This is a genomic window from Staphylococcus hominis subsp. hominis, from assembly GCF_002901845.1.
Lineage (GTDB): Bacteria > Bacillota > Bacilli > Staphylococcales > Staphylococcaceae > Staphylococcus > Staphylococcus hominis.
Genome location: NZ_PPQE01000025.1, coordinates 335,861 through 359,660 on the forward strand (window position 1 = coordinate 335,861; position 23,800 = coordinate 359,660).

A 23,800-nucleotide genomic window follows, 5' to 3' on the forward strand; every position below is an offset into this window, starting at 1 on the left:
GGAGTGTTAATTCATGGTTCAATATAAAGTTTTAAAAGATGCTAACGACCTTAAAACTGGTAAGGAATACCGTAAAGATGAGGTTGTGGAAGAAAAAGTAAAAGTAGTCGACGACTTTGAAAAACGTTTGAAGAAAAAAGGTTATGAGTTACCATTCTTCGAACGTGTTGAAGATAAATAAATTAATCTTTAGGACTGCTAAATGCAGTCCTTTTATTTCGAAATAAAAAGGAGTTTTTTAAACATGTCAAACAAATTAAAACGTAACTACATTCGTTTAGTAGAAAACCCAGAAGCAGAAGAAATTAAACTTGAAACATACTTAACACCACATTTTATTCCATTAGATGTTTTATATGAATCAGTGGATATTATGGCTGAATTAGAGAAAGCAGAAAATGGAGAAGTTGAATTATCATTCAAAGAACAATTAGATAAATTAATTGATGTAGTAGTTAAAATTTATGGTAAACAATTTACTGCAAAAGATATTAGAAATCGTCTACATGCGCCTGACGCACTTGAAACATTACAAAAACAAGTACAATTCATTGCTAATGGCCAACAAGACGAGGAAACAAAAAAGTTTATTCAGAGCATCAGCTAAACAAATTAAAAAAAGAAGATTTAACTTACAATGGCATGTTGAAGAATTTGGATAAAGTCGTAAAAGATATGGTGGAAAATGGAACACCAGCAAACCAAGTTCTTGAAATGCCGTTTTATTATATACTTCAAATTTTAGATGAACGTCATCTAAATACTGTTGATACTGATGAAAAAGCCGATGCGCTATTCTCTGCATTGTAGCCTTAGTCATTGGTACTAAGGCTATTTTTTTATATCTAAATAAGGAAGGAGGGACAGTAAGTGGCTGAATCAAGATTTAAAGGTTTATCAATCTTAATGAATATGCGTGATGTTGGTATTGAACGTACAATGAAACAAATACGAGCGCAATTCAAAACGTTAGATTCAGAAATGCGTAGATCTAATGCTAATTTCAAGCACTCAGAGAAAAACATGCAGTCTTATGCAACAAGAACGAAAGAGTTAACTAAAGCCATTGATGTAACTGAAAATTCTATGAAAGATATTTCTAATCAGTTAAAGAAAATGACTTTAGAAGAACAACGTTCTAGTGTTGAAGCCGAAAAGTTACGTCAAGAATACAGTAAGCAACATAGAGCATTACAAATGTATCAACGACAATTGAATTCAACTGAACAAGAGATGAAACAATTCGGTACAACTACTAAACAAACGATTTTCTCGATGAAAAAGATTAATGATGTTCTAGGTACAATGAAACGTCAACTTAACATTGCGAATATGGCATTTCAAAGTACGGAAAAGTCTACAAGTAGTTATAAGAATTATTTAAATCAATTAAATACAGTTATTCAAAAGCACCAAAATACGATTAAAGTATTAGAAGGTCGTTATCAGAAAGTAGCGAGAGAACAAGGTGTTATGAGTAAAGAAGCATTAGAGTTAAAAGAGAAAATCTTACAAGAAAAAGCGACTTTAGGACAACTAGACAATCAATACAAGAAAACAACTATGGAAGCTAAACGATTTGCTTTTGAACAAAAAACGTTAACATCTTCAATGTCTGAAATTCGTCAAAAAATGACACAAGTATCACAATCGTTAACGATCAGTGCAAATAAATTTAAATTGAGTGGTCAAACTGCTCAAGCATATAAAGCACGCATTTCTGAATTGAATAACGGAATGAAACAACAGCAACTTATTGTTCAAAATTTATCTAGACAGTATGACTTTGCTAAAAAACAATATGGTGCTACAAGTCAAGAAGCACAACATCTTAATGTAAAATTATCTGAAGAACGTTTGAAATTAAAAGAGTTAAATACTCAATTAAATCAAACAACGCAAGCACATAATCGTCTAGAAATGGAACAAAAACAAGGCATCTCTTCTATGGCTCAAATTAGAGCGAAGATGTCGCAATTTAACGATACTCTATATCTATCAAGAAGTAATCTTTCGCGTGCAGGAGAGAGTGTAAAAGCCTATGGTAATCATTTAAATGTACTTAAAACGAATATGTCTGAACAACGTGTCGTATTAAGAGAATTAATCGCACAATACAATCATGTGGCTAATGCACAAGGGCGCGATAGTCAAGAAGCAAGAGAACTATCTAGCGCAATCACTCAACAAAAAATTAAGATGAACGAACTTGAGAGTGAGTTAGACCAAACAACGCAAAGTTATAAACAATTAGAAACAGAACAACGAAACGCGCAACGTTTATCTTCTACTGGCTTTGGTAGAAGTATCCAAAGTGTCAATAAATATAAAGATTCTATTAGAAATGTTGGCTCTACTATGAGAAGTGTTGGATCTACTTCAATGCTTTATATGACTATGCCAGCAGTTGCAGGTATGGGAACAGCTATTAAATCATCAATTGAATGGGAACAAGCTTTAGCGGGTGTTGCTAAAACAACAAATATGAGTGGTAGCGAATTAAATAAAATGGGCAATGAAATTACTAAAATGAGTAATACAATGCCATTCGCTGCAACAGAAATAGCAGGTGTAGCAGAAGCTGCAGGACAACTAGGTATCAAGAAACAAGATATTACTTCATTCACTAGAACAATGATGAACTTAGGTGTTGCTACAAATCTCACTGCAGATGAAGCAGCAACAGAGTTTGCAAGATTTGCTAATGCTGCAAACATGCCAATAAAAGATGTAGATAGATTGGGTTCAACCGTTGTTGCTTTAGGTAACAGTACAGCCACAACTGAAAAAGAAATTGTTGAAATGGCACAACGTTTAGCTGGTGCAGGCGCGCAAGCAGGTTTTAGTTCTGATGAAATTATGTCGGTCAGTGCAGCGATGTCATCAGTAGGAATCGAGGCAGAAGCAGGCGGTACTGCCATGACACAGATTTGGAATAAGATGACAAAAGCTGTTGCTGAAGGTGGCGACACTTTAGATAGCTTTGCTAAAACTGCAGGCGTTAGTGGTAAAGAATTTGCACAAATTTGGGAGAATAACCCTAGTAAAGCATTATCAATGTTTGTTAAAGGTTTAGGCGAAACTGAAGGTGGAGCAAAAGGTGTATTAAAAGCCTTAGATGATGTCGGTATCAAAGGGATAAGAGAAGCCGATACTATTAGACGTATGGCTAACAATCATCAAGTTCTAGATAAAGCACTTAAAATAGGTTCAGAAGGTTGGAAAGAAAATAGTGCTTTAACTAATGAAGCTAACATCCGTTATGAAACAATGGGTAGTAAGTTGAAAATGTTAAAAAATACTTTCATCAACTTTGCTAGAACAATTGGAGATGCAGTTGCACCTATCGTTTCATTCTTAGCAGATAAGTTGACTGGACTATTCGAACACTTACAAGGGACAAGTAATGCTACTAAGATAGCAATCGCAGCATTTACGTTATTAAGCGTTGCTATACCTCCGCTTATTGTCGCAACTGGTGTATTAGCACATAGCATCGTAGGTATTTCGGAGGCTATGACATTGTTAAATGCTACTAAAGGTGGCGCTAAATTCTTTAGTTTATTCAATGGCGGTATTAAAGGTCTTTTACCTAAGATAGGACAGTTATTAACTAAAATACCTCTACTTGGAAGTGCGTTTACTTTATTAACAGGTCCAGTAGGAATAGTCATAGGAGTAATTGCTGCTTTAACTGCAGGAATTGTTTACCTGTGGAAAACAAACGATACATTTCGCAATTTTGTTATAAATGCTTGGAACGCAATAAAAAATAGTGCAATAGCAGTATTTGGCTTTATCAAACCATATATTATTAATATTTGGAATGGAATAAAAAATTCATCAATTGCGATTTGGAATATGATGAAGAACAATGCACAAATAACATGGAACGCAATTAAGTTTGCTGTTCAGCATCCTATTCAAGCGTTAAAAAATATTATTTCAGGTATTTGGAACTTCATTAAAGCAAATAGTTTAAACACTTGGAATTTAATTAAAACTGGCATTCTTAACATTGCTAAAAGTTTAGCTAGCTTAGTACGAGCTAGTTTTAATGGTTTGAAAGCATTCTTCACTATGCTATGGAACTTCATTAAAAATAATTCAATTAAAGCATGGTTAGCTATTAAAAATAGTGTACTTGCGATTATTCGAAATTTCGTTACATTATCTAAACATAACTTCGTAGTGCTAAAAAGTTTCCTATCTACATTGTGGACAAGTATCAAAAATACTGCTATTAAATTATGGACTGCCTTAAAAATTGGAGTGCTAGCCATTATTCGAACATTGGTCAGCACAGCTAGAAATATCCTTAATACATTGAAAAACTTCATTACTCGTCTATGGCAAAGTATTAAAGCAATATCTATCAAAACTTGGAATGCTATTAAAAACGGTATTATTAATGCTATTAAAGGCATGTATAACGGTGTCCGAAAAATACTAGCTAATTTAAAAGCGTTTATCACAAGAACTTGGACAGCTATCAAAAACACAACAATAAAATTAGCTAAAGGTTTAAGTAATGGCGTTAAAAATGCATTTAATAGTTTATCTAAAGTAACGCGCAATATCTTTAATAAGCTAAAAAAATTCATGTCTAATGTATGGCGTAATATCAAAAATACTACTGTTAAGTTCGCTAAAAGCCTTTGGTCTGGTGTAAAGAACACATGGAATAGTTTATCAAGAGGCACCCGAAGTATTTTCAATAAAGTTAAAAACTTTATGAGCAATATATGGCGAAATATTAAAAACACAACTGTTCGCTATGCTAAATCATTATGGACAGGCGTCCGTAACACATTTAACAATCTTCATAGAGGCACACGTAATATCTTTAACCGTGTTAAAGGTTTTATGTCAAACACTTGGCGTAGTATCAAAAATACAACAGTCAACATGGCTAAAGGCTTATGGAATAGTGTTCGAAGAACATTCAATAATATGAATGGTGGACTTAAAAATATTATTGGAAAAATCAAAGGCCATATTACTGGAATGGTTACAGCAGTTAAAAAAGGTTTGAATAAACTAATAGGTGGAGTGAACTGGGTAGCTGGAAAATTAGATATGCCTAAGTTACCTACAATAAAATTTTCTACTGGTACTGAAAGCACCCATACTCAAAGTTATATTACGAAAGGTAAACTTAATCGAAACACTTTAGCTACCGTTGGAGATAAAGGTCCAGGCAATGGTCCAGGTGGTTTTAGACATGAAACAGTCATTCCACCTAGCGGTAAAGCTTTCATCACACCAGCTACAGATACAACAATTCCACTTGCCAAAGGAACTCGTATTTTAAATGGCGCACAAACGCATAGTTTACTTAATAGACCACAATTTAACAGCGGTACAATACCTAAATTCAGTATAGGTACAGCTATTGGCAATTTATTAGGCGGAGGCAAAAAGCCGAAAAAACATAAAAAAGATGACAATTTAGCGGGCGACGTAGCTCAAAAAACTAAAGACGGCGTCAAAGCTATGACTGGTAAGGTTGTAGAAGGTGGAAAAGCAGTCGTTGGTAGTGCATTGAACACTGCTAAAAAGGGCAAAGATTGGTTATCCGATAAAATTGGCGATGTACTAGATTGGATAGAAAAACCAAAAAAATTATTAGAAAAAGTATTTGAAGGCTTTGGTATTAATATGGCTTCATTTGGCATACCTAAAGGCGCTGAATTACCATTTAACCTTATGAAGGGCATGTTCAAGAAACTAAAAGAGGGAGCCGTTAATAAAGTTAAAGAATGGTTTGAAGAAGCTGGCGGTGGCGACGGAGGTTATATTGACCTTTCAAAAGGTGTTAACTTCGGCTTTGCGCCAACAACAGCAGCAGCAAGAGCAGCAGGTTATCCATTCGCACGTCCGCACTTTGGACTAGACATAAATTATAAACACGATAAAGTTTATTCTACTATGTCAGGTACAGCTAAAACATTTAACGGTTGGAGTGGTGGTTTTGGTAGACATGTCGAAATCACTAACGGTAATTTGAAATCGATTTACGGCCACTTACACAAATTAGCGTTCAATGGTACTAAAAAAGTAAGACCGGGTACATTTTTGGGTATATCCGGTGGCGATCCTAGAGAGGACGGACAAAACGCTGGTAGTTCAACAGGACTTCATTTACATTATGAAATGCAAAGAAACGGTAGAGCGTTCGACCCTACTAAATGGCTAAAAACACATAACGGTGGCGGTAAATCAGGTGGCAAACAAGCACCAAGCAAATGGCGTTCAACCATTGTAAAAGCAGCACGAAAAATGAAAGTAAACCCTACAAATGCACAAATTAATGGCATTATCGCACAAATCCAACGCGAAAGTGGTGGGGACAGTGGCATCATTCAAAGTGCTTCATTGCATGATGGAAATGAAGGTCCAAACAGAGCAAGAGGTTTACTACAATACGTGCCTAGTACGTTCAGAGCTTACGCGGTAAAAGGTCACAACAACATCAATAGTGGTTACGATCAATTATTAGCTTTCTTCAACAACTCTAATTGGAAAAATGACATTCAATATGGTCGTAGTGGTTGGGGACCACGTGGTTCAAGACGTTTCGCCACAGGTGGCTTAATCAAAAATGCAGGTTGGTACAACATTGCAGAAGGTGGTTATCCTGAATGGATAATTCCGACTGATCCAGCTAGACGTAGCGATGCTATGAAAATGCTAGCACTCGCTGCACAAGATATTGATAAAAAAAGTAGTACAAGAGGTAATAAACGACCTAATTCATTGTCTAAACCAAGTGGAAATAATGACAATGATGTGTTGTTGCAAATGCTACAAGCACAACAACAACAAATCGCTTTATTAACTCAAATTGTAACAAGTAATCAAACAATTGCTGATAAAGACTTTAATCCAACGATTGATAAATATACACATGAACAACAAGTTTTCAATTCTATTGATAAATACAATAGACAAAAACAAAGAAAATCAAGATTTAAACCAGGGGAGGTCACATAATTGATTGATACTATAAAAGTTAATAATAAAACACTTCCATGGTTAGTGGTTGAAAGAGGGTTTAAAATACCCTCTTTTAATTTTGGTATTGAAACTGAAGAAGTATTAGGTAGAAGTGGAAGTGTAGTTAAACAAAGAGAACTTAAAGAATATAAATTCGAACTTCCATTAATCATCAGAAATGATTATCTTTCATCAGGTGGCGAAAAAACGCATGATGAAGTGTTAAATGAGTTAGTTAAGCTGTTTGATTATGACCATGCTGTACCTTTACAGTTTAAATCACAAGATTGGTACTGGAATGCTTACTTTGAAGGACCGATTGAGTTAGATAAATACAGTAAAACGTTTTGGCAATTCAGTATTAATGTAGTTTTAGCTGATCCATACAAATACGCAGTAGAAGGTACTAAAAATACAGCTATTTCTGACCAAGTATCAGTAGTAAGTACAGGAACAGCCGACAGTCCTATCATTGTGCAAGCAACAGCGTTAAAGAATGCGAGTTACTTCTCTATCACGAAGAACGATGAAGATTATTTCATGATTGGCGATGATGATTTAGATAAGAAAGTTGAAGATTATACACCGATTTTATTTAATGACGAAATGCGTTCTTTCTTCGGATGGACTAAAGTCACTAACGGTACTATTAACGATAATGTAACTGGTGGAACAGTTGGTGGTGCTATGGCAATGAGTTCTTCAAAAGACGCTTTTATGCTTGATGAAAGTAGCATTACAGGTACAAGTGGATGGAATGGTGCAGAATATAAGCACTCATTCGGTAAAAGTACTCAAGATTTTAGTTCGACAGTTAAAATACACGTTAATCAAGGTAAAAAAGGTGCTACACATGCAACTCAATATATATATGACACAGATAACCGTGTGATAGCTTCAATTGGTTATAGTAACCCTAGAGCAACACAAAACATCGGAACAATCTATGTAACGCTATTCGACCAAAACGGTAATCAAAAGAAGATATACAGTTATACAAACGCACCTAAGTTTTACACATGGAAACATATAGTAATTTATATGCGTTTAAAACGTATTGGAGATAAGTTTTATATAAAAACATGGAAATATGATGAAGTAGAATATCCTAAGCGAATTACTCCAGTAGATGTGACTGAAAAAGTATTTATTGATAGTGGCAACTTCTATCAACGACCTATATCGGCAGTGAGTATCTACATTGCTAAAAATGGTAGTAACTATCATATGCCTACAACAATTTTAGGTAGTTATAATCATGAAATATTACCTAAACCACCTAAAGCAAGAGATTTAATTATTAAAAAAGGTGACTTAATTAATATCAATATGGAAGAAAAAACAGTAACGATTAACGAAGAACCTGCACTTGATTTAAAAACATTTGGTAGTGACTTCTTCAACATAAATAAAGGTATGAATGAATGTATGATTTATCCTGAAAACACGTACGATACGACAGTTTATTGGCAAGATAGATTCTTATAGATTGGAGGTTAGATAGTGAAGAATGTAGGAATACATGTACTTGACTTTAATGACAATATTATTGATTTCATTAGTCAAAGCGATGGTGCATTGATTAATGCTGAAATGAGTATGAATGTAGAAGAAAAAACAGAAACCTTTGATTTTACGATTGAAAATACTCGAGCAGAGAAATTAAGAGAGCGTAATCGTATTATTGCTCAAGACAATAACGGTACGTTCAGAGAGTTCGTCATCATCCACATCACAGATAATTTTGATGGTACAACTGAAATCGAATGTAACGCTAGTTACTTAGAAGATTTGAAAACAGCAAAGCCTATTAAGCCTGGTAAGTTTGAAGCACATACAACAACACAAGCGCTACTCAAAACACTTGCTGATACAGGTTGGGAAGTGTCTGACGATACTGAATACGGTGGAAATAGAACAACGTCATGGACTTCTCATACTAATCCGTTTGATTTAATTTATATGCTTTGTACTACTTATAACATGGTCCCTAGTTTTTATATCGAACTAGGCGCACATACTGTCGAACATCGTTATGTTTCAATTACTAAACCTAAAAACTTATTCAAAGGTAAAGAAATTACTAAAGGTAAAGACTTAACAGGTATGACAAGAACGATTGATCTATCTGAAGTTAAAACAGCTTTGTTTGCAGTAGGTCCTGAAAAAGAAGATGGCTCAAGAATTGAAACTGTTGTAGTAGATGATGAAGCACAAGAGATTTTCGGACTTCCTAATCGTTATATTTGGGATGTATATGAGCCTGAAAGTAACGACGAGAATATGACACTTAAACGTTTAACCACACTTGCTAAAACAGAACTCAACAAACGTAATCAAGCAGCAATCAGCTATGAAGTATCTTCAATCGATATTCATAAATATTATAACGATGTAACAGTACATCTAAGAGATATTGTCAGAGTTAAAGATAGAGATTTCAGACCACCTTTATATATAGAGGCAGAAGTTATAGGTATTAAGTACAATTGGTTAGCAGATGAAAGTGAATTTACCTTTGGCAATGTCATTGAGTACGAAGAAACTAAACTAAGAGAGTTCTTTACTAGAAAACTTGATGAAATTACTAAAAAACTGAATGACAATATTTCTAATGTAAACACAATCGTGAGCGATGTTGTCGCTGGAGAGTTAGAATATTACGAACGTAAGATATTCAAAGGTTCAGAACCACCAGAAAACCCACAAAACGATACATTATGGTATGACACGTCTAATCCTGATGTTGCAGTGTTACGTAGATATTGGAACGGAGAATGGATAACTCAAACAGCTGATGATGTAGAAAAAATCGGTGGACTTAGACGTGAGCAAGTAATGTATCGAGATTTAAATAATAGTTTCATCAATTTAACTATTCAACATAGCAAGTTACAAAATGATGTGTACGATGTGTTAAATAATGAGTATCTTGTTGATGATGATTTGAAATCAAACTTAAACCAAGCATTGTCAGATGTAGATAGTGTGTATCAAAATATCAAGACTAATTTAGATAGCATGGATGAAGATACAGCTACAATAGGTAAGTTGGTTGACACTCAAACTTTATTTACAGTGTATCGAGAAAAATTACAAACATTATATAAATATGTTACTGAGGCAAAAATTTCTATTGATAAACGGTTGAAGTTACTCCAATCACAGTACACTGACCGTAAATTTAACGATGCTATGGATAAAATCGCCGAAACGTTGCCTAATGGTCGTTGGGATAGTGAAAACCAACAATTGTATGCTGATATACCTAATCGTAATGAAGTAGAAAATCTTAAAACTACATTACAAGATTATACAGACGGTCAAATAAGCAATTTAAACAGCGTTTTAGGTAAGGAAATAGACAGTAAGATAAACACTACTAAATCTGAAATAAGTGCAAGTATAAGTAGTGTAGAACGTAAAATAGACGGTATTGAAGTTGGCGGAAGAAATTTATTAAGATATTCAACACAAAATTATTTAAGAAATGACTTAGTTTATTCTACTGGTATAGTCGAAGAAGAAGGTAAACGAGCAATCGTTTATAATAATTCCAATGATATTATTTATTTAGACGGTAGAGAATACTTAATCGAAGAAGGCGAAATATACACATTTTCTTTTTATGCTAAAGCTAGCGAAGAATTAAAATTTATGCGTGGTGTATATATAAATGGTAACAATAACGGTTTTATTGTAGATACAACAATAACAACAGAATGGAAACGTTACTCATTTACATTTACTGGAAAAGGTAACGCACCTACTAGAGTTCATATGTACCCAGCAATTAAAAACGCTGACGGAACGTATAAAAGTTTTTATATTACTGATTGGCAGTTAGAAAAAGGGACGGTAGCAACAGATGTCACACCAGCGCCAGAAGATTTGCAAAACGAAATAGTAGTTAAATCACAAGAGATTTCTAAAGCACAAGCTGACGCAGCAGAAACAAGAGCGCAAGCATACGCCGATAGCAAAATAACAAACGAAGAACAAGCGCGCATTAGACAAGCTGACGCAAACTTAGAGTTACTACAACAACAACAACAATCATTAAAAAATGAAATGGCAACCTATACTGATAATTTAATCAACGAAGAAGAACGCGCGCGCATGGAAGCAGACAAAGCAAAAGAAGAAGCGCTACAAGCTAAAATAAATTTAGCGCAAACACAAGCTAACGCCTACGCTGATGATAAGATTACAGCCGAAGAAGAACGCGCAATCGCTGACGCAATCGCGAAACGTGATGAAGCAAAATTATATGCAGATCAAAAAGCACAAGAGGCTCAAGAAGTAGCAAATCAAAATGTAATTAATAAACTAGAGCCTATAACAACACGCGTCACAACTAACGAGTCAAATATAACAGAATTAGATACTCAAATTAGTTTCATGGCTAAAAGTGAGGACGTAGCGCAAGAATTAAATAATGTTTATGGTCGTCTTACACCTTTAGAAACAACAGTCGAAAGTAATAAAGCAACGCTTGATATTTTACCTACGCAAATTGAAAGTAAAGTATCTAAACAAGATTACATTTTAGATAAAAACGAAATAGTTCAAAGATTAGATAATGCAGATAGTCAAAGACGACAACTTTCAAACGAAATTACTGATAAAGTAACAATAACTAAATTTGAAAGTGGTATGACAGAAGCTAAAAATTATACTGATAACATCAAAGAACAAGCTACAATATATACTGATAATAAATTTAATAATTTAAACGTTGGCGGAAGAAATTTATTAAGATATTCAACGCAAAAATATTTACAAATACCTAATTCTTATTGTACAGGGATAGTTGAAGAAGAAGGTAAACGAGCGTTATTATTCGATAGTTCTAACGACATTTTATATTTAGGTGACAAAGAATACTTAATCGAAGAAGGCGAAATATACACATTTTCTTTTTATGCTAAAGCTAGCGAAGAATTAAAATTTATGCGTGGTGTATATATCAATAGTGATAATAATTACTTTAATAAAGGCGAAACTATCACAACAAATTGGAAACGTTACTCATTTACATTTACTGGAAAAGGTAATGCGCCAGTTACAATTTATATGTACCCAGCAATTAAAAACGCTGACGGAACGTATAAAAGTTTTTATATTACTGATTGGCAATTAGAAAAAGGGACGGTAGCAACAGATGTTACACCAGCGCCAGAAGATGTTGAAACGTTAGTAAAAAAAACACAACAAGACGCAGAAAAAGCGACTAAAGCTTATGCAGACGCACAAGACAACTTAAAAGAAACAAAAATAAAGACTTATGCAGACGATATAGTAAACGCAGAGGAACATCGCGCTATACAAGACGCTGAAAGCAAACTAGAAACTGCTAAACAAGACGCGCAAAACAAAGCTAATGTAGCACAACAAGCAGCAGAAGATTATGCAGTTATTAAAGCAAACGATGCCGAAACAAACGCTAAAAATTACACAGATGCTTATAAACAAAGTAATGATATAGCCATGACTAAACTAGAAACATCAATATCTCAAAATGGTGATAAAATAGCGTTAAAAGTTGATGAACAAAAGTTCAATGCTAGTCGTAAAACATTATCTCAAGTGATTTCAGAAATATCAGCCACAACTAAAGGAATAAATTTAAGTTACGATGAAAACGGTAATATCCAATCATACACAATGGATAAAAATGGTATTCAACTTAGAGGCGATAAAGTAGATATTACAGTCAATAAAGATTTTAATGTCATGGCAAGTAGAGTTGATGATAAAGTTGGCAAGAATGAAATTATCAACCGTTTAAATTTAAGTTCTGAAGGTTTAGATATTAATATGAATAACATTGGTATTCGTGGTGGGGATAGTGTTGATTATATAGATATTAGAAATAATTCTATCCTTTCTTATGGTTCTTTCACACGTACTTGGGCAAACGAAACTGATACCGCTAATTTAAGATTAGGTATTCAAGGTGGTACTGTAAAAGTACAAAATAGAACAACTGGTTATAACTTATATTTAACCGAAAAAGGTTTATCAACAATGCTTGCTGGTGCTGGTGATGAAACAGCAGGTACATTAGAATTTCATTCTACAAAATATAATGATACTTCTCGTGGTGTACGACTTCACTCAACCTATGGTGCAGTAGCATTAGAAAGTGATTACAGTCGTATTATTCTAAATGCAAACTTAACTGTAAATATTGAAAGTAACTATGGCATTTATTTCAGACCGTATCGTGATAACCGAACTGGAAACAACGAATTTGCTATGTATGTAAAACAAAACGATAGTGGTGCATACACAGACGGTGTTCTTAAATACGGTAATGTTTCAAGTGATACGTCACAATATGGTTCAGGAATAAGATTTAGTAAAAGTTCGGTTAATAGTACAATCTATGCAACAAACAAAGACGGTGATATCGGTACTGGCCACTTCTTTGGAGATAAATTATATGGAGATTTAACCGCTAAAGGAAGTAATGGTTATATTTTAGTAGACGATGCATTACGTATAACCGATAAAAAAGGTTACAACAATGGCGATGTGAGATACAAAGACTTGCAATGTTTAGATGTACAAGCGAACTCTATAAGAGTTAATACTGCTAAAGATTTCTATATAGGTGTGTCTACTGGAGAATTACGAGTGACAAATAACTTACGGTATAACGGTGGAGATACAGGATATAAAGACATTCGCTTTGCTAACTGGCACGCTATGTCGTCTGAAAAATTCAAATATGATATTAAAGAATGGAATTATAGTGTATTAGATGCATTCAGAAATGACTTGAGATTGTATTCATACAAGTTAAATTCAGAAAAAGAAACAAACTATGCACGTAATCATCACGGTATTATCATCGAACGTGAAATACCTATTGAATGGCGACATGGAGATGGTTTTGATGGAAACGAAGTCATGTTTTGGAACACTAAAGCTATCCAAGAATTAATTAAAAAAGTAGATAAATTGGAGGAAAAATTAAATGAACAATCAATTACAAGCTAATCCAAGTTATGTTATCGAGGAGTTAGTTACTCAAAACGCTAAACTTTCACAAGAAAATGCAATGTTAAGAGCAGTAATTAGAGAACAAGAAGAACAACAAAATAAAGATACTGTAAGTGCTGAAGGAGAGTAACCTTTAGCACTCTTTTTATACCAAATTTTAGGAGGAATTTATCATGGCAAACGAAATCGTAAAAAACACAGAAAGTTATATCTTAGTACAAGTGAATGAAAAAGGAGAAGAAGCTGTTTTAGATAATGACTTCAGAGGTCAATTCTATCCAACTAGTAATGTGAATATCGCAACTAAATTCGATAATTTAAATAAAGTTAAAGTACTTGCTGAACGTTTAAATAGCTTAAACGAATTAAACTACGAGTTCGGTATTATTGCTGAAAAATTGACAGTCAAACCAGTAAAGCTAACAACTTTATTAGAGTACGTGGAAGAAACAACTGAAACTAACGCAGAATAGAGGTGCAAGAATGGAGGATAGTCAAGGACGCGATTATGAAACAAGAATAAAACGGTTAGAAGATAATGATGAAAAGATATTCGCTTCTTTGGAGCAAATAAAAGACGGGCAACATAACCAAGAATTGATCAATCAAAAAATGAACTTTACCTTAGATAGTATTAATCGGGAACGAGAAATTGATAAAGAAAGTAAAAGAGAAAATCGTAAAAACATCAAAGAGATGAAACGTTTAATGTTAGGTATGGTTTTTTCAGTGGCAGGTTCTATTATTTTTGCTGTTATCAGAATGGTATTCGGCATATAAGGAGGTGATTAATATGTTTAAATTATTTGCAAAAGCTGATTTCTGGTCTTGTTTCTGGTTTGGAAATTGTAAATAGAAATTATTTTAAGTCGGCACTTTTAGTGTCGGCTTTTTATTTTGAATAAGGAGTGAGAAGAAATGGAAAAAGATAAAATTAAGCAATATATTTCTCAATTTGGTGGAATGCTTGCACTTTTATACTTAGCATTACAAGCAAGTGGAATTGAAGTAGAGTTTTTAAATCCTGACCATGTGCAACCATGGATAAACTTCTTAATGGTATTTATTCCATCGTTAGTTGGTATCTATGGCGTGTACAAAAACACATACATCTTACGTAAAAAATCACGAGAACAAGAAAAAGTTTTAAAAGACAATAACTTAAAATAGGAGTGATTGAATGTTAACTGCAATTGATTATTTAACACAAAAGGGTTGGAAAATTAGTTCTGATCCACGTCGATATGACAATTATCCTAATGATTATGGATTTAGAAATTATATTGAAAATGGTATTAATTATGATGAATTCTGCGGTGGTTATCATAGAGCATTTGATTTATATAATAATGCAACTAATGATATTCCAGCAGTCACAAGTGGTACAGTTATCACTTGCGAAACACATGGTAATTTTGGCGGAACAATTGAGATTAGAGACGCTAACGGAAACGATTGGATTTATGGTCACTTACAAAGACAATCACTCAAATATAGTGAAGGTGACAAAGTTAATCAAGGCGATATTATCGGTTTGCAGGGTTCAAGTAACTACTATGATAATCCAATGAACGCACATTTACACCTTCAGTTACGTCCTAAAGGTACTAACTTGAAAGATGAAAAGGCAGAAGTATGTAGTGGTATTCCTATTGAAAAATACGATATTTCAAAACTAAATCAAAAACTAGAAAAAGGGAGTAATGTTAAAATGAAAGATATTTATTCATCTCATATCAATGGTTCTAAAATCACTAATCGTAAAGCAAGTATAGCAGGAGTGGTGTAAGAAAATAATTCTCAAATATATGGTATAATACACCTATAATGATTATGGCAGGTGTATTATAGTATGGAAGAAATTTGGAAAGATATACCCGGTTACGAAAATTTTTATCAAGCGTCTAATTTAGGTAAAATACGTTCAAAAGACAGATATATTTATTTACCACAAAATAAGAGTGAAATACTAAAAAAAGGACGTATCTTAAAAACCAATAAAGTAGCATTCGATTATTTACAAGTAACATTATATAAAGATAAAAAGCGACGTTCTTTATATGTATCTAATCTAGTAATGTTAACTTTTGTTGGTCCAAAACCTAAAGGTTATGAGGTTAACCATAAAAATGAGAACAAAAATGATAACAGTCTAGAAAATTTAGAGTACATTACATCAAAAGAAAATAATAATTATGGAACAAGAAAATCTCGAATGATTTCAAAAAATACTAATGGTAAAAAATCAAAATCAGTAAAAGCAACTTCTTTAAAAACTGGTGAAGTTTTTTATTTTCCTTCTCAAGCCGAAGCTGAAAGAAAGGGTTATGGAAGTCAAAGACACATTTCGTCTGTTTGCTTAGGAAAAAGAAAACAATGTAACGGGTATAAATGGGAATTTATTTAGCACTGCATATATCGCGAGGTATATGTACTTAAAACATAAATTGCTTTGAAAAACCTAAGAGCCTTCACACTACAATACAACCGAAAGGATTGTATGAGAGTTTAACAAGTTGAAGGATTGGTTAGTTTAGCAGCACTACCCCTAAGTCAATAGATATGGGGAATGTTCAACGACTACGGGATTGCCTCCCGGTAGGACTCAAGCGAGTTCGAAAGAAGAACTATCTCACGTAGATAGAAAGAAATAGTCTGCTCACGTCTTGTAATGAGAGTGCATGTGAATCGACACAGATTTATAGAGTAGCGTCTATAAGTAAACAAAAGGATACACAACGACTATGGCAGTATGACACCAAGTCAGTATTTACCATGGTTATATGCAAGAGAACAAAACGGTACACATGTAAATGGTTTTGCTAGTGTATATGTTAATCGCAATGAGCGTTTATGGTATCATCCAACTAACTTTGTAGAATGGCACTGTGCTAACTTTTGGGCAAACAACAACTTAATTGGATTTGAAGTGTGTGAAAGTTATCCTGGACGTATTTCTGATAAGTTATTCTTAGAGAATGAAGAAGCAACATTAAAAACTGCAGCTGAAGTAATGTTATCTTACAACTTACCTATTAATAGAGATACAGTACACTTACACAACGAATACTCTCAAACATCTTGTCCACATAGATCATGGGAAATTCACATCGGTAAAGGTCAACCTTACACAAGAAGAAACCAATTGAAGTTAATCGATTACTTCATTAGTCGTATTAAGTTCTATGCTAATGGTGGTAAGTTAGATACATCTAATGCCAAAGAAGTTACTGAAAAGCATATCGAACAAGCAGTAAAAAAAGAAAAAGCTAAACAAGAAGTATTACCTACTGGTTGGAAGAAAAATAAACATAAAACTTACTACAAAGCACAAAAAGGCTCATTCATTAATGGTAATCAACCTATTCAAGCACGTTACGTTGGTCCATTCAGATTGAGAAATAACGCAGCAGGTGATTTACCACCTAACACTAAAATTGAGTATGATGAAATTATGTTACAAGATAAGCATGTATGGGTAGGATATGACAGCTTTGAAGGTGAAAGAATTTATTTACCAGTAGGAACATGGAATGGTAAAAAACCACCTAAAAACAAAATGAAACAAGTATGGGGAACTTTAAAATAATATGCTATAATCAACTTGGGATAATATCCTATACGTTTACAAATTTCATTATGTTTTATGGAGGGACAAGTTTAGTGCTTGTCCCTCTTTTTTATGTTATGATATAGGCACCTCAAAATTTATGATAATTTTAGTTTTATTATTTGTGTTTTAAATGAGTGTAAATCGTTCAAGCCACGTTCTTATGAGCGTGGTGTTTTTTTATGCATAAAAATATGGAAATACACACGCTATATATTAACTATTGCTGCCGTTTGCCTTGTTTTTTGAAAAAAACAAACGTAAGAATTACACTCTATGTATCATAAATAATAGTTTTGTATTATAATAGTTTAAATCCATATAATATAAATCGACAAATTGAGATTAAAAGAGAAAAAGGTGAAGTATCATGAACTATAAAACATTGAAATCTATATTTCATATGAGTGGAGATCAAATTATGGAAAATGAGTATCAGTTAAGATTAAATCATTTTTCGACATATGATACTGGCATTGAAATTAACCCGATCAGAAATCAAGTTCAAATAAGAAGCACTAAGTATCCTTTGTTTTTCTGTCCGACTAAAGATTTGTTTATAAAATCGGAAAAAATTTTAATGAATTCAAGTAAAATTAATAAATTAATGAATAGTCAACCTAGTGTTGCTACATCTTCATATCTTAAAAGATTACTAATAAATGAATTACAAAGTACAAATGAAAAAGAAAATGTCAAAAGTACTAAAAAAGAATTAGCAGCAGTTTTAAACAAAACTAATACGAAAAGCAATAAAAGATTTAAAGGGTTAGTTAAGCTATATGCTCTATTATTAAGTAATGAAGAAATTAAATTCAATGAAGTGTCTGATTTTAGAAAGGCTTATGACTTATTATTATCGAAAGATATAGAAGAGGAAGATCGTCCAGACGGATTAATGTTTAGAAATCAAGGAGTAGGTGTTAGAGATGTTGCTAGAGAAAAATGGCTGCATAGAAATGAGTATTCGGAATATGAAATAATTGAATTTTTAAATAAACTCATTACATTTATTAATTATTATGAAGCTCCAAAATTATTAAAAATATTAGCAAGTCACTTTATGTTTGAATACTTACATCCGTTTTATGATGGCAATGGGAGACTAGGTAGATATATAGTAGCAAAATTACTTAATGAACATTTAGAACACGTTACTGCATTAACATTTTCTTATACAATAAATCGTAATAAAAACAAATATGATAAAGCATTCGAGGCAACATCTGAGTTTTTAAATAAAGGAGAACTTACTTCTTTTATAAATGTAATGTTAGATCTAATAATTGAAGGGCAATCAAGTGCTATTGAACAATTTGAAGAAAATATTGAAATGATTGAAAAATTATATGAAGGTTTAAAAAATCTAAATCTAAATGAAAATGATAGTAATGTTTTATTTGTACTATTACAAGATAAGGTCTTTGGTAGTGAATATACAAGACTTAGTCTTCAAGAATTAGTTGAATATTTACCTTTCAAAAGAGGTAAATTGGATAATATTATAAAAAAACATAAGGATAAGCTAACAAAAATTAAAGAAAGACCAAAAGTATATGAAATTAAAGATGAATTCGTAAATAATTTAATGTCGGTCTAATTTAGAAAAATTAATTAAATAAAGAAAACTATAAAGAACTGTCGATTAGGATGGTTCTTTTTTTGTTCGCTGTTATGTTCTGTCTATACACAATATAATAAATTAATTATTATTAAGTATTGAAAGGAGGTAAAATATGTCACAAAATGAAAATAAGTGGTATGAAAAAATTATGACTATACTTTTATATATTCTTATTGCGATTTTATTTATTGGAGTACAGGTTCTTATATATTGGGGATATCTTAGTATTGCATCTGTAGTGCTCCCACGATTCGAGAGTGTATCGTATAAGTATGATATTGATGAGTTTGAAGGAACTATGTGGTTTTCTATATTATTTATAGCAATATGGTATGCCATAAACATTATTGTTACTTTAGTTCTTTCAATTTTTGCAAATAAATTCTTTAATATTAATGTACTATTCCCTATACTAACTTGGTTTACCGGTTTAATTTCGACAGGATTTACATTATATTCTAATTTAATGAAATCAATTAGTAACGGAGTTACAGATAAAATATTAAAAGATAATTTTGCAGATCATTTGGTAAATGTAGATATGCATATTTTTATAGCTATATCTATCTTTGTTTTAACAGGTTTTACGACTACACTTTATAAATCGTATATAGATTTAAAAGATAAGAAAAAAATTAATTCGTAAAAGTGTCAAGCGTGTGCCAAAAATGTTCTAATTCATTCTATTTAGTTCTAAAGTTTATTCTTAAATAAGCCATTTTTTTACATATCACAATGTACAAAAATGGCCTTACTCAGATAATAACCCCATCAATTTATTCATTGATGGGGTTTAATATTGATAAAAAATCAATAAGTAGTCATTACAATTAAAGCTTAGAGCAGCAAGGAGTATAGAGAGTAGGTCGACAACATAACCGACAACTTTTAATATAAAATAGTAAGTTGTCGACCACATTGTCGGCTTGATATGAAAACTATTTAAAAGTATAAAAATAAAACCCCGTAAAAACGGGGTTTTCAAAGGTATTTTAACCTATTTAAGTATAACAGACGGAAACGGAGGGATTCGAACCCTCGCGCCGCTCTCGCGACCTACACCCTTAGCAGGGGCGCCTCTTCAGCCAACTTGAGTACGTTTCCATATGGCTCCGCAGGTAGGATTCGAACCTACGACCGATCGGTTAACAGCCGATAGCTCTACCACTGAGCTACTGCGGAATAATATAAAGTGTTCTTTAATCAACACAAATACAATTATATCAATAATATTAAAATTTGCAAGAGATAATCTTTAAAAAATATACGGAACATTTACACTAAATTAATATAATCGTTCCGTATATTTTAAAAATAAACATACAGCTATTTATCTTCTAATAAAGAATAGTGTGAAAGGGCCTCAAAAATATTTAAAGATGTTTTTTCATAATCGATTGGCATATCTGGATTATTAGACTTCATTCTTGCTTGTTTATCAATCATATAGTAATAGAAAATAGAATTAGAATATTGATGCCATAAACTATGAAAAGATACATTTAATGTTAGTGCTTCTTGGTTTGCAAAGATAATTTTACTCTTTCTGTTCTTTAATGGCTTAATATCAGAAATATAATGCATATTAATCCATATATTTTCTTCTAAACGGTCTGAATGTGTTGGGAAAAAGTAAGTTGGAAACAATGGTGTGAGAAGGATGGGAGGTTTACTAGTTATTCCAGCGATGCGTTGAGTTTCAGCTTTCTTGCTTAAGTAGTTATTGCCATAAAATCTACATGATCGTTCAATAATTTTTTGAGTTTTAAAAGGGCTTATTTCTCGTGAGGTATCGAATTTGAGGATTTCTGAGCCGTTCGGTTGTTGATGATTGTCAAATGTAGGTCTAATCACCATATCACCTTTACGTATGACATAAATCGTATTAGGTGGTTTATTGAACTGAGTCATAAGATCAGCTCCTTATTTAATTATTTATTATTAAAAACGAAGAGTGATTAATAATATAAAATTATTATATAAAAAAAGTATATGTTGTCAAGTTATTATTTAAAAATAAAATTACACTATTTTATTTAGAAAAGTCTGAATATTCATTGATTTCAAAATAAAAAGCTTGTATACTATTTTTAAATTAATAGAAAGGTAGTGAATTTTATGTATTACAATACAAATGTTAAACATACCACACTAGAAGAATTTGTAACGACGATGAATGATTTAGGTGTAGAACTTGTGATTGACGAAGCTTTACGTTTAGAAAGAAAGAAACAACTTGTAACATTAATTGATGAAGCCTTGGTTAATAGAAATGAAGATGATTTTAATCAATATACTACTGAATTAAAACATTTGGAGGCATTTCTCAATGAGTAAATCCGGTTCCAATGAGTCATTATAAAAAGGTCTATTCTCTAAAATAAAGTGAATAGACCTTTTTAAATTATTTTCTTTTTGAATTTCCTTCTATTTTATTTTTAATCCATTTTAATACATATCCTGTAATAATTGTTCTCACAATACGTTTAATAAAGTTTTTCATAGTCACATTCTCCTTTTTAAAACTATTATTAATTTATACCCCATTTTCTTTAATTTAAAGAAGAAAGTTTAAATACTTTTGGTTGTTTTTTATCTGGGTATAAAAATATATCCATTATTATCAGCTGTAGTAGTGAAGATAATGATTATGCCATGAATAATCGAAATAATTGTTGGAATAAGTGTCCAAAAAAAGACCAAATGTAATACGCCTTGTCCAACTTTATCCGCATAGAACTTGTGAATCCCAACACCACCTAAGAACAATGCACATAATACATACAATGTTTTGTTTACTCTCATATTATGGATGCCTCCTTATTTTCATATTGTAAGTAATTTATGACTAAAATCAAGAACGGCACTTATAAAAGAATCAGTTTATACTTACTATAATATTTAATTTCTTGTAATAATATGAGTATGATGTAGATGGAGGGATAAATATGATTAGAAAAGCGACACCGAGTGATAATAAGCAAATTGCAAAACTTTATTATTTAATATGGAAAGATATGGAACTTGACATTGTAAAGGAAATTTCTAAAAAACGTATGATCAATTTGCTTGAACTTAGTATAGTTAATGTACATTATCGTACCTATTATAAAAATATATGGGTATATGAAAAGAATAATGAAGTGGCCGGTTGTATTATCGCTTATGATGGTTCAAAAGAAATGGAGTACGAAGAACAATGGAACCAACTGCCTCTTGAAGAAGATATCAGATTAGTTGGAACACCTTTACCTATAAAAGAAGCTAAAAATGATGAGTGGTATATTGAAGCAGTGGTCACATCGCCTGATTATAGAGGACAAGGTATTGCGACACAATTGTTGGAACATTTGATCACCACAAGTTCTAATAAAAAATGGAGTTTAAATTGTGATTATAATAATGAGAAAGCACTTAAACTTTATAAACAACTAGGTTTCAAATGGGTTGAAGATATTAATTTATATGGCCATGATTATCTACATATGATATATATATAATAATAAAAAAACTAGCATTGTTAAAAAACAATGCTAGTTAAAATAAATTAGATTCCACCTAAAAGTGCGCTGATATAAATACCCAAAGCGTACAAAATACCAAAGACTGTATTCGTTTTGCCAGTCGCTGCCATCGCTGGCATCATGCTTGCTGGTGTATCATTTTTATTAAAACGACGAATTGCTTTGATTGGCATTGGGAATGAGAATAATACTAACAAGTAGAATAATGAGCCGCCTGATTTGAATAAAGCAGTAAATATTACGATTAAGTAAGCTAAGATATACATTGCTGCCATAAACGTAATAGAAGCTTTTTTACCTAATAAAATAGGTAAGGTTTTACGACCACTTGCTTTATCTTTAATACGGTCACGAATGTTATTAGCCATATTAATTAACCCGATTGTAATAACAATAGGTAAGCTAATCCAAACAACAAAACCATTGACATTACCTGTTTGAATAAAGAATGCAAGTAAAATGATAATCATACCCATAAATAATCCGGAGAATAATTCACCAAATGGCGTCCATGAAATAGGAATAGGTCCACCAGTATATAAATAACCAATTGCCATACATACAATACCAACTGGAATAATCCAAAATGAACTATTAGCAGCTAGATATATACCAAGTAAAGCGGCAATAATATAAAAAGCAATTGCTAGATTCATGACAAGTTTTGGACTCATACCATTTCGAACAATCGCGCCACCGATACCTACAGATGTATGATCGTCTAATCCTTTTTTAAAATCATAATATTCATTAAACATATTAGTCGCTGCTTGAATTAAAAGACATGCGATTAACATTGCTAAAAATAGGCTGAATTTAATATGATCTTGACTGCCCAGTAAGAAAAGTTTAGCTGTCGCTGTTCCTACTAATACAGGGACAATAGACGCGGTTAAAGTATGAGGTCTCATTAAATGCCAATATTTTCTAACAGTTGAATATTGTTGATATTGATCTGCCATAATATAATCTACCTCTTATAATATAAAGTTTTAACATATGTATTTTAAAGGAATAGGTAAGAAAGGTCAA

Annotated in this window: 21 protein-coding genes and 2 tRNA genes; 17 read left to right on the top strand and 6 right to left on the bottom strand. The window is 32.3% G+C overall.

The window, feature by feature from the left end; all coding sequences use genetic code 11:
* Nucleotides 1-13 precede the first annotated feature (13 nt).
* The 15 genes from CD034_RS11180 (at nt 14) to CD034_RS03365 (ending at nt 19,890) form a co-directional block, all read left to right on the top strand.
* A complete protein-coding gene (locus CD034_RS11180; RefSeq protein WP_017175427.1) occupies nt 14-181 on the top strand; it encodes a hypothetical protein in 168 nt (55 codons plus the stop codon).
* A 63-nt stretch (nt 182-244) separates the two neighbouring features.
* The gene (gpG, locus tag CD034_RS03310; protein ID WP_011276043.1) at nt 245-607 is read left to right on the top strand and encodes a phage tail assembly chaperone G; all 363 of its coding nucleotides are present in this window, start codon (nt 245-247) and stop codon (nt 605-607) included.
* A 35-nt stretch (nt 608-642) separates the two neighbouring features.
* Nucleotides 643-810, top strand: a complete 168-nt coding sequence (gene gpGT / locus CD034_RS11185) for a phage tail assembly chaperone GT (RefSeq protein WP_037541063.1) — start codon at nt 643-645, stop codon at nt 808-810.
* Between the two features lie 60 nt (nt 811-870).
* Nucleotides 871-6,996, top strand: a complete 6,126-nt coding sequence (locus tag CD034_RS11580) for a phage tail tape measure protein (RefSeq protein ID WP_103288135.1) — start codon at nt 871-873, stop codon at nt 6,994-6,996.
* Complete coding sequence (locus CD034_RS03320) at nt 6,997-8,487, top strand: phage distal tail protein (protein ID WP_103288136.1); 1,491 nt, start codon at nt 6,997-6,999, stop codon at nt 8,485-8,487.
* A 15-nt stretch (nt 8,488-8,502) separates the two neighbouring features.
* Nucleotides 8,503-14,007, top strand: coding sequence for a phage tail spike protein (locus CD034_RS03325; RefSeq protein WP_103288137.1), 5,505 nt, complete (start codon nt 8,503-8,505; stop codon nt 14,005-14,007).
* Nucleotides 13,985-14,140 (top strand): hypothetical protein, encoded by a 156-nt coding sequence (locus tag CD034_RS11190; RefSeq protein WP_049379120.1) that lies wholly within the window; start codon nt 13,985-13,987, stop codon nt 14,138-14,140. The genes CD034_RS03325 and CD034_RS11190 overlap by 23 nt, the downstream gene beginning before the upstream one ends.
* Before the next feature lie 43 nt (nt 14,141-14,183).
* Nucleotides 14,184-14,483, top strand: coding sequence for a hypothetical protein (locus CD034_RS03330; protein WP_103288138.1), 300 nt, complete (start codon nt 14,184-14,186; stop codon nt 14,481-14,483).
* Between the two features lie 10 nt (nt 14,484-14,493).
* The gene (locus tag CD034_RS03335) at nt 14,494-14,790 is read left to right on the top strand and encodes a DUF2951 family protein (protein WP_103288139.1); all 297 of its coding nucleotides are present in this window, start codon (nt 14,494-14,496) and stop codon (nt 14,788-14,790) included.
* A 138-nt stretch (nt 14,791-14,928) separates the two neighbouring features.
* Nucleotides 14,929-15,180, top strand: coding sequence for a phage holin (locus CD034_RS03340; RefSeq protein WP_103288140.1), 252 nt, complete (start codon nt 14,929-14,931; stop codon nt 15,178-15,180).
* A gap of 10 nt (nt 15,181-15,190) precedes the next feature.
* Nucleotides 15,191-15,799 carry a M23 family metallopeptidase gene (locus tag CD034_RS03345; RefSeq protein ID WP_103288141.1) on the top strand — a complete coding sequence of 203 codons (609 nt, stop codon included), beginning with the start codon at nt 15,191-15,193 and terminating at the stop codon, nt 15,797-15,799.
* Between the two features lie 63 nt (nt 15,800-15,862).
* A complete protein-coding gene (locus tag CD034_RS03350) occupies nt 15,863-16,417 on the top strand; it encodes an NUMOD4 motif-containing HNH endonuclease (protein ID WP_103288142.1) in 555 nt (184 codons plus the stop codon).
* Between the two features lie 345 nt (nt 16,418-16,762).
* Nucleotides 16,763-17,599, top strand: coding sequence for an SH3 domain-containing protein (locus CD034_RS03355; RefSeq protein ID WP_103288143.1), 837 nt, complete (start codon nt 16,763-16,765; stop codon nt 17,597-17,599).
* A gap of 391 nt (nt 17,600-17,990) precedes the next feature.
* Entirely contained in the window at nt 17,991-19,220 is a 1,230-nt protein-coding gene (locus CD034_RS03360; protein WP_103288144.1) for a Fic family protein, read from the top strand.
* Nucleotides 19,221-19,356: 136 nt separating this feature from the next.
* Nucleotides 19,357-19,890, top strand: coding sequence for a hypothetical protein (locus CD034_RS03365; RefSeq protein WP_103288145.1), 534 nt, complete (start codon nt 19,357-19,359; stop codon nt 19,888-19,890).
* Nucleotides 19,891-20,259: 369 nt separating this feature from the next.
* Here CD034_RS03365 and CD034_RS03370 read toward each other — a convergent pair.
* From CD034_RS03370 to CD034_RS03380, 3 genes are all read right to left on the bottom strand, one after another.
* Nucleotides 20,260-20,348, bottom strand: a tRNA-Ser gene (locus CD034_RS03370).
* 3 nt (nt 20,349-20,351) lie between these two features.
* A tRNA-Asn gene (locus CD034_RS03375) sits at nt 20,352-20,426 on the bottom strand.
* 144 nt (nt 20,427-20,570) lie between these two features.
* On the bottom strand, nt 20,571-21,155 hold the full coding sequence (locus CD034_RS03380; RefSeq protein WP_002448199.1) for a competence protein ComK: 585 nt from the start codon (nt 21,153-21,155) through the stop codon (nt 20,571-20,573).
* Between the two features lie 207 nt (nt 21,156-21,362).
* Between CD034_RS03380 and CD034_RS03385 the strand changes: the two genes are divergently transcribed.
* Nucleotides 21,363-21,581: an IDEAL domain-containing protein gene (locus CD034_RS03385; protein ID WP_002448162.1), complete on the top strand. Its 219-nt coding sequence runs from the start codon at nt 21,363-21,365 to the stop codon at nt 21,579-21,581.
* A 67-nt stretch (nt 21,582-21,648) separates the two neighbouring features.
* On the opposite strand, the gene CD034_RS11370 is transcribed toward CD034_RS03385, so the two are convergent.
* Both CD034_RS11370 and CD034_RS03390 read right to left on the bottom strand, forming a co-directional pair.
* Nucleotides 21,649-21,747: an SAR1012 family small protein gene (locus CD034_RS11370; protein ID WP_017175792.1), complete on the bottom strand. Its 99-nt coding sequence runs from the start codon at nt 21,745-21,747 to the stop codon at nt 21,649-21,651.
* Nucleotides 21,748-21,836: 89 nt separating this feature from the next.
* Nucleotides 21,837-22,049, bottom strand: coding sequence for a TM2 domain-containing protein (locus CD034_RS03390; protein ID WP_002448068.1), 213 nt, complete (start codon nt 22,047-22,049; stop codon nt 21,837-21,839).
* A gap of 143 nt (nt 22,050-22,192) precedes the next feature.
* Here CD034_RS03390 and CD034_RS03395 point away from each other — a divergent pair, with 143 nt between their 5' ends.
* Entirely contained in the window at nt 22,193-22,744 is a 552-nt protein-coding gene (locus tag CD034_RS03395) for a GNAT family N-acetyltransferase (protein ID WP_002455517.1), read from the top strand.
* Nucleotides 22,745-22,791: 47 nt separating this feature from the next.
* Here the strand turns inward: CD034_RS03395 and CD034_RS03400 are convergent, their stop codons facing one another.
* Nucleotides 22,792-23,730 (bottom strand): 1,4-dihydroxy-2-naphthoate polyprenyltransferase, encoded by a 939-nt coding sequence (locus tag CD034_RS03400; RefSeq protein ID WP_002455516.1) that lies wholly within the window; start codon nt 23,728-23,730, stop codon nt 22,792-22,794.
* Nucleotides 23,731-23,800 lie beyond the last annotated feature (70 nt).

Excerpts from the sequence above, each read along its gene's own strand:
- CD034_RS03385 (WP_002448162.1), top strand. The coding sequence starts at position 21,363 with ATGTATTACAATACAAATGTTAAACATACCACACTAGAAGAATTTGTA.
- CD034_RS03390 (WP_002448068.1), bottom strand. The coding sequence starts at position 22,049 with ATGAGAGTAAACAAAACATTGTATGTATTATGTGCATTGTTCTTAGGT.
- CD034_RS11190 (WP_049379120.1), top strand. The coding sequence starts at position 13,985 with ATGAACAATCAATTACAAGCTAATCCAAGTTATGTTATCGAGGAGTTA.
- CD034_RS03340 (WP_103288140.1), top strand. The coding sequence starts at position 14,929 with ATGGAAAAAGATAAAATTAAGCAATATATTTCTCAATTTGGTGGAATG.
- CD034_RS03380 (WP_002448199.1), bottom strand. The coding sequence starts at position 21,155 with ATGACTCAGTTCAATAAACCACCTAATACGATTTATGTCATACGTAAA.
- CD034_RS11370 (WP_017175792.1), bottom strand. The coding sequence starts at position 21,747 with ATGAAAAACTTTATTAAACGTATTGTGAGAACAATTATTACAGGATAT.
- CD034_RS03345 (WP_103288141.1), top strand. The coding sequence starts at position 15,191 with ATGTTAACTGCAATTGATTATTTAACACAAAAGGGTTGGAAAATTAGT.
- CD034_RS03335 (WP_103288139.1), top strand. The coding sequence starts at position 14,494 with ATGGAGGATAGTCAAGGACGCGATTATGAAACAAGAATAAAACGGTTA.
- CD034_RS03355 (WP_103288143.1), top strand. The coding sequence starts at position 16,763 with ATGACACCAAGTCAGTATTTACCATGGTTATATGCAAGAGAACAAAAC.
- gpG (WP_011276043.1), top strand. The coding sequence starts at position 245 with ATGTCAAACAAATTAAAACGTAACTACATTCGTTTAGTAGAAAACCCA.
- CD034_RS03395 (WP_002455517.1), top strand. The coding sequence starts at position 22,193 with ATGATTAGAAAAGCGACACCGAGTGATAATAAGCAAATTGCAAAACTT.
- CD034_RS03400 (WP_002455516.1), bottom strand. The coding sequence starts at position 23,730 with ATGGCAGATCAATATCAACAATATTCAACTGTTAGAAAATATTGGCAT.
- CD034_RS11180 (WP_017175427.1), top strand. The coding sequence starts at position 14 with ATGGTTCAATATAAAGTTTTAAAAGATGCTAACGACCTTAAAACTGGT.
- gpGT (WP_037541063.1), top strand. The coding sequence starts at position 643 with ATGTTGAAGAATTTGGATAAAGTCGTAAAAGATATGGTGGAAAATGGA.
- CD034_RS03360 (WP_103288144.1), top strand. The coding sequence starts at position 17,991 with ATGAACTATAAAACATTGAAATCTATATTTCATATGAGTGGAGATCAA.
- CD034_RS03330 (WP_103288138.1), top strand. The coding sequence starts at position 14,184 with ATGGCAAACGAAATCGTAAAAAACACAGAAAGTTATATCTTAGTACAA.
- CD034_RS03365 (WP_103288145.1), top strand. The coding sequence starts at position 19,357 with ATGTCACAAAATGAAAATAAGTGGTATGAAAAAATTATGACTATACTT.
- CD034_RS03350 (WP_103288142.1), top strand. The coding sequence starts at position 15,863 with ATGGAAGAAATTTGGAAAGATATACCCGGTTACGAAAATTTTTATCAA.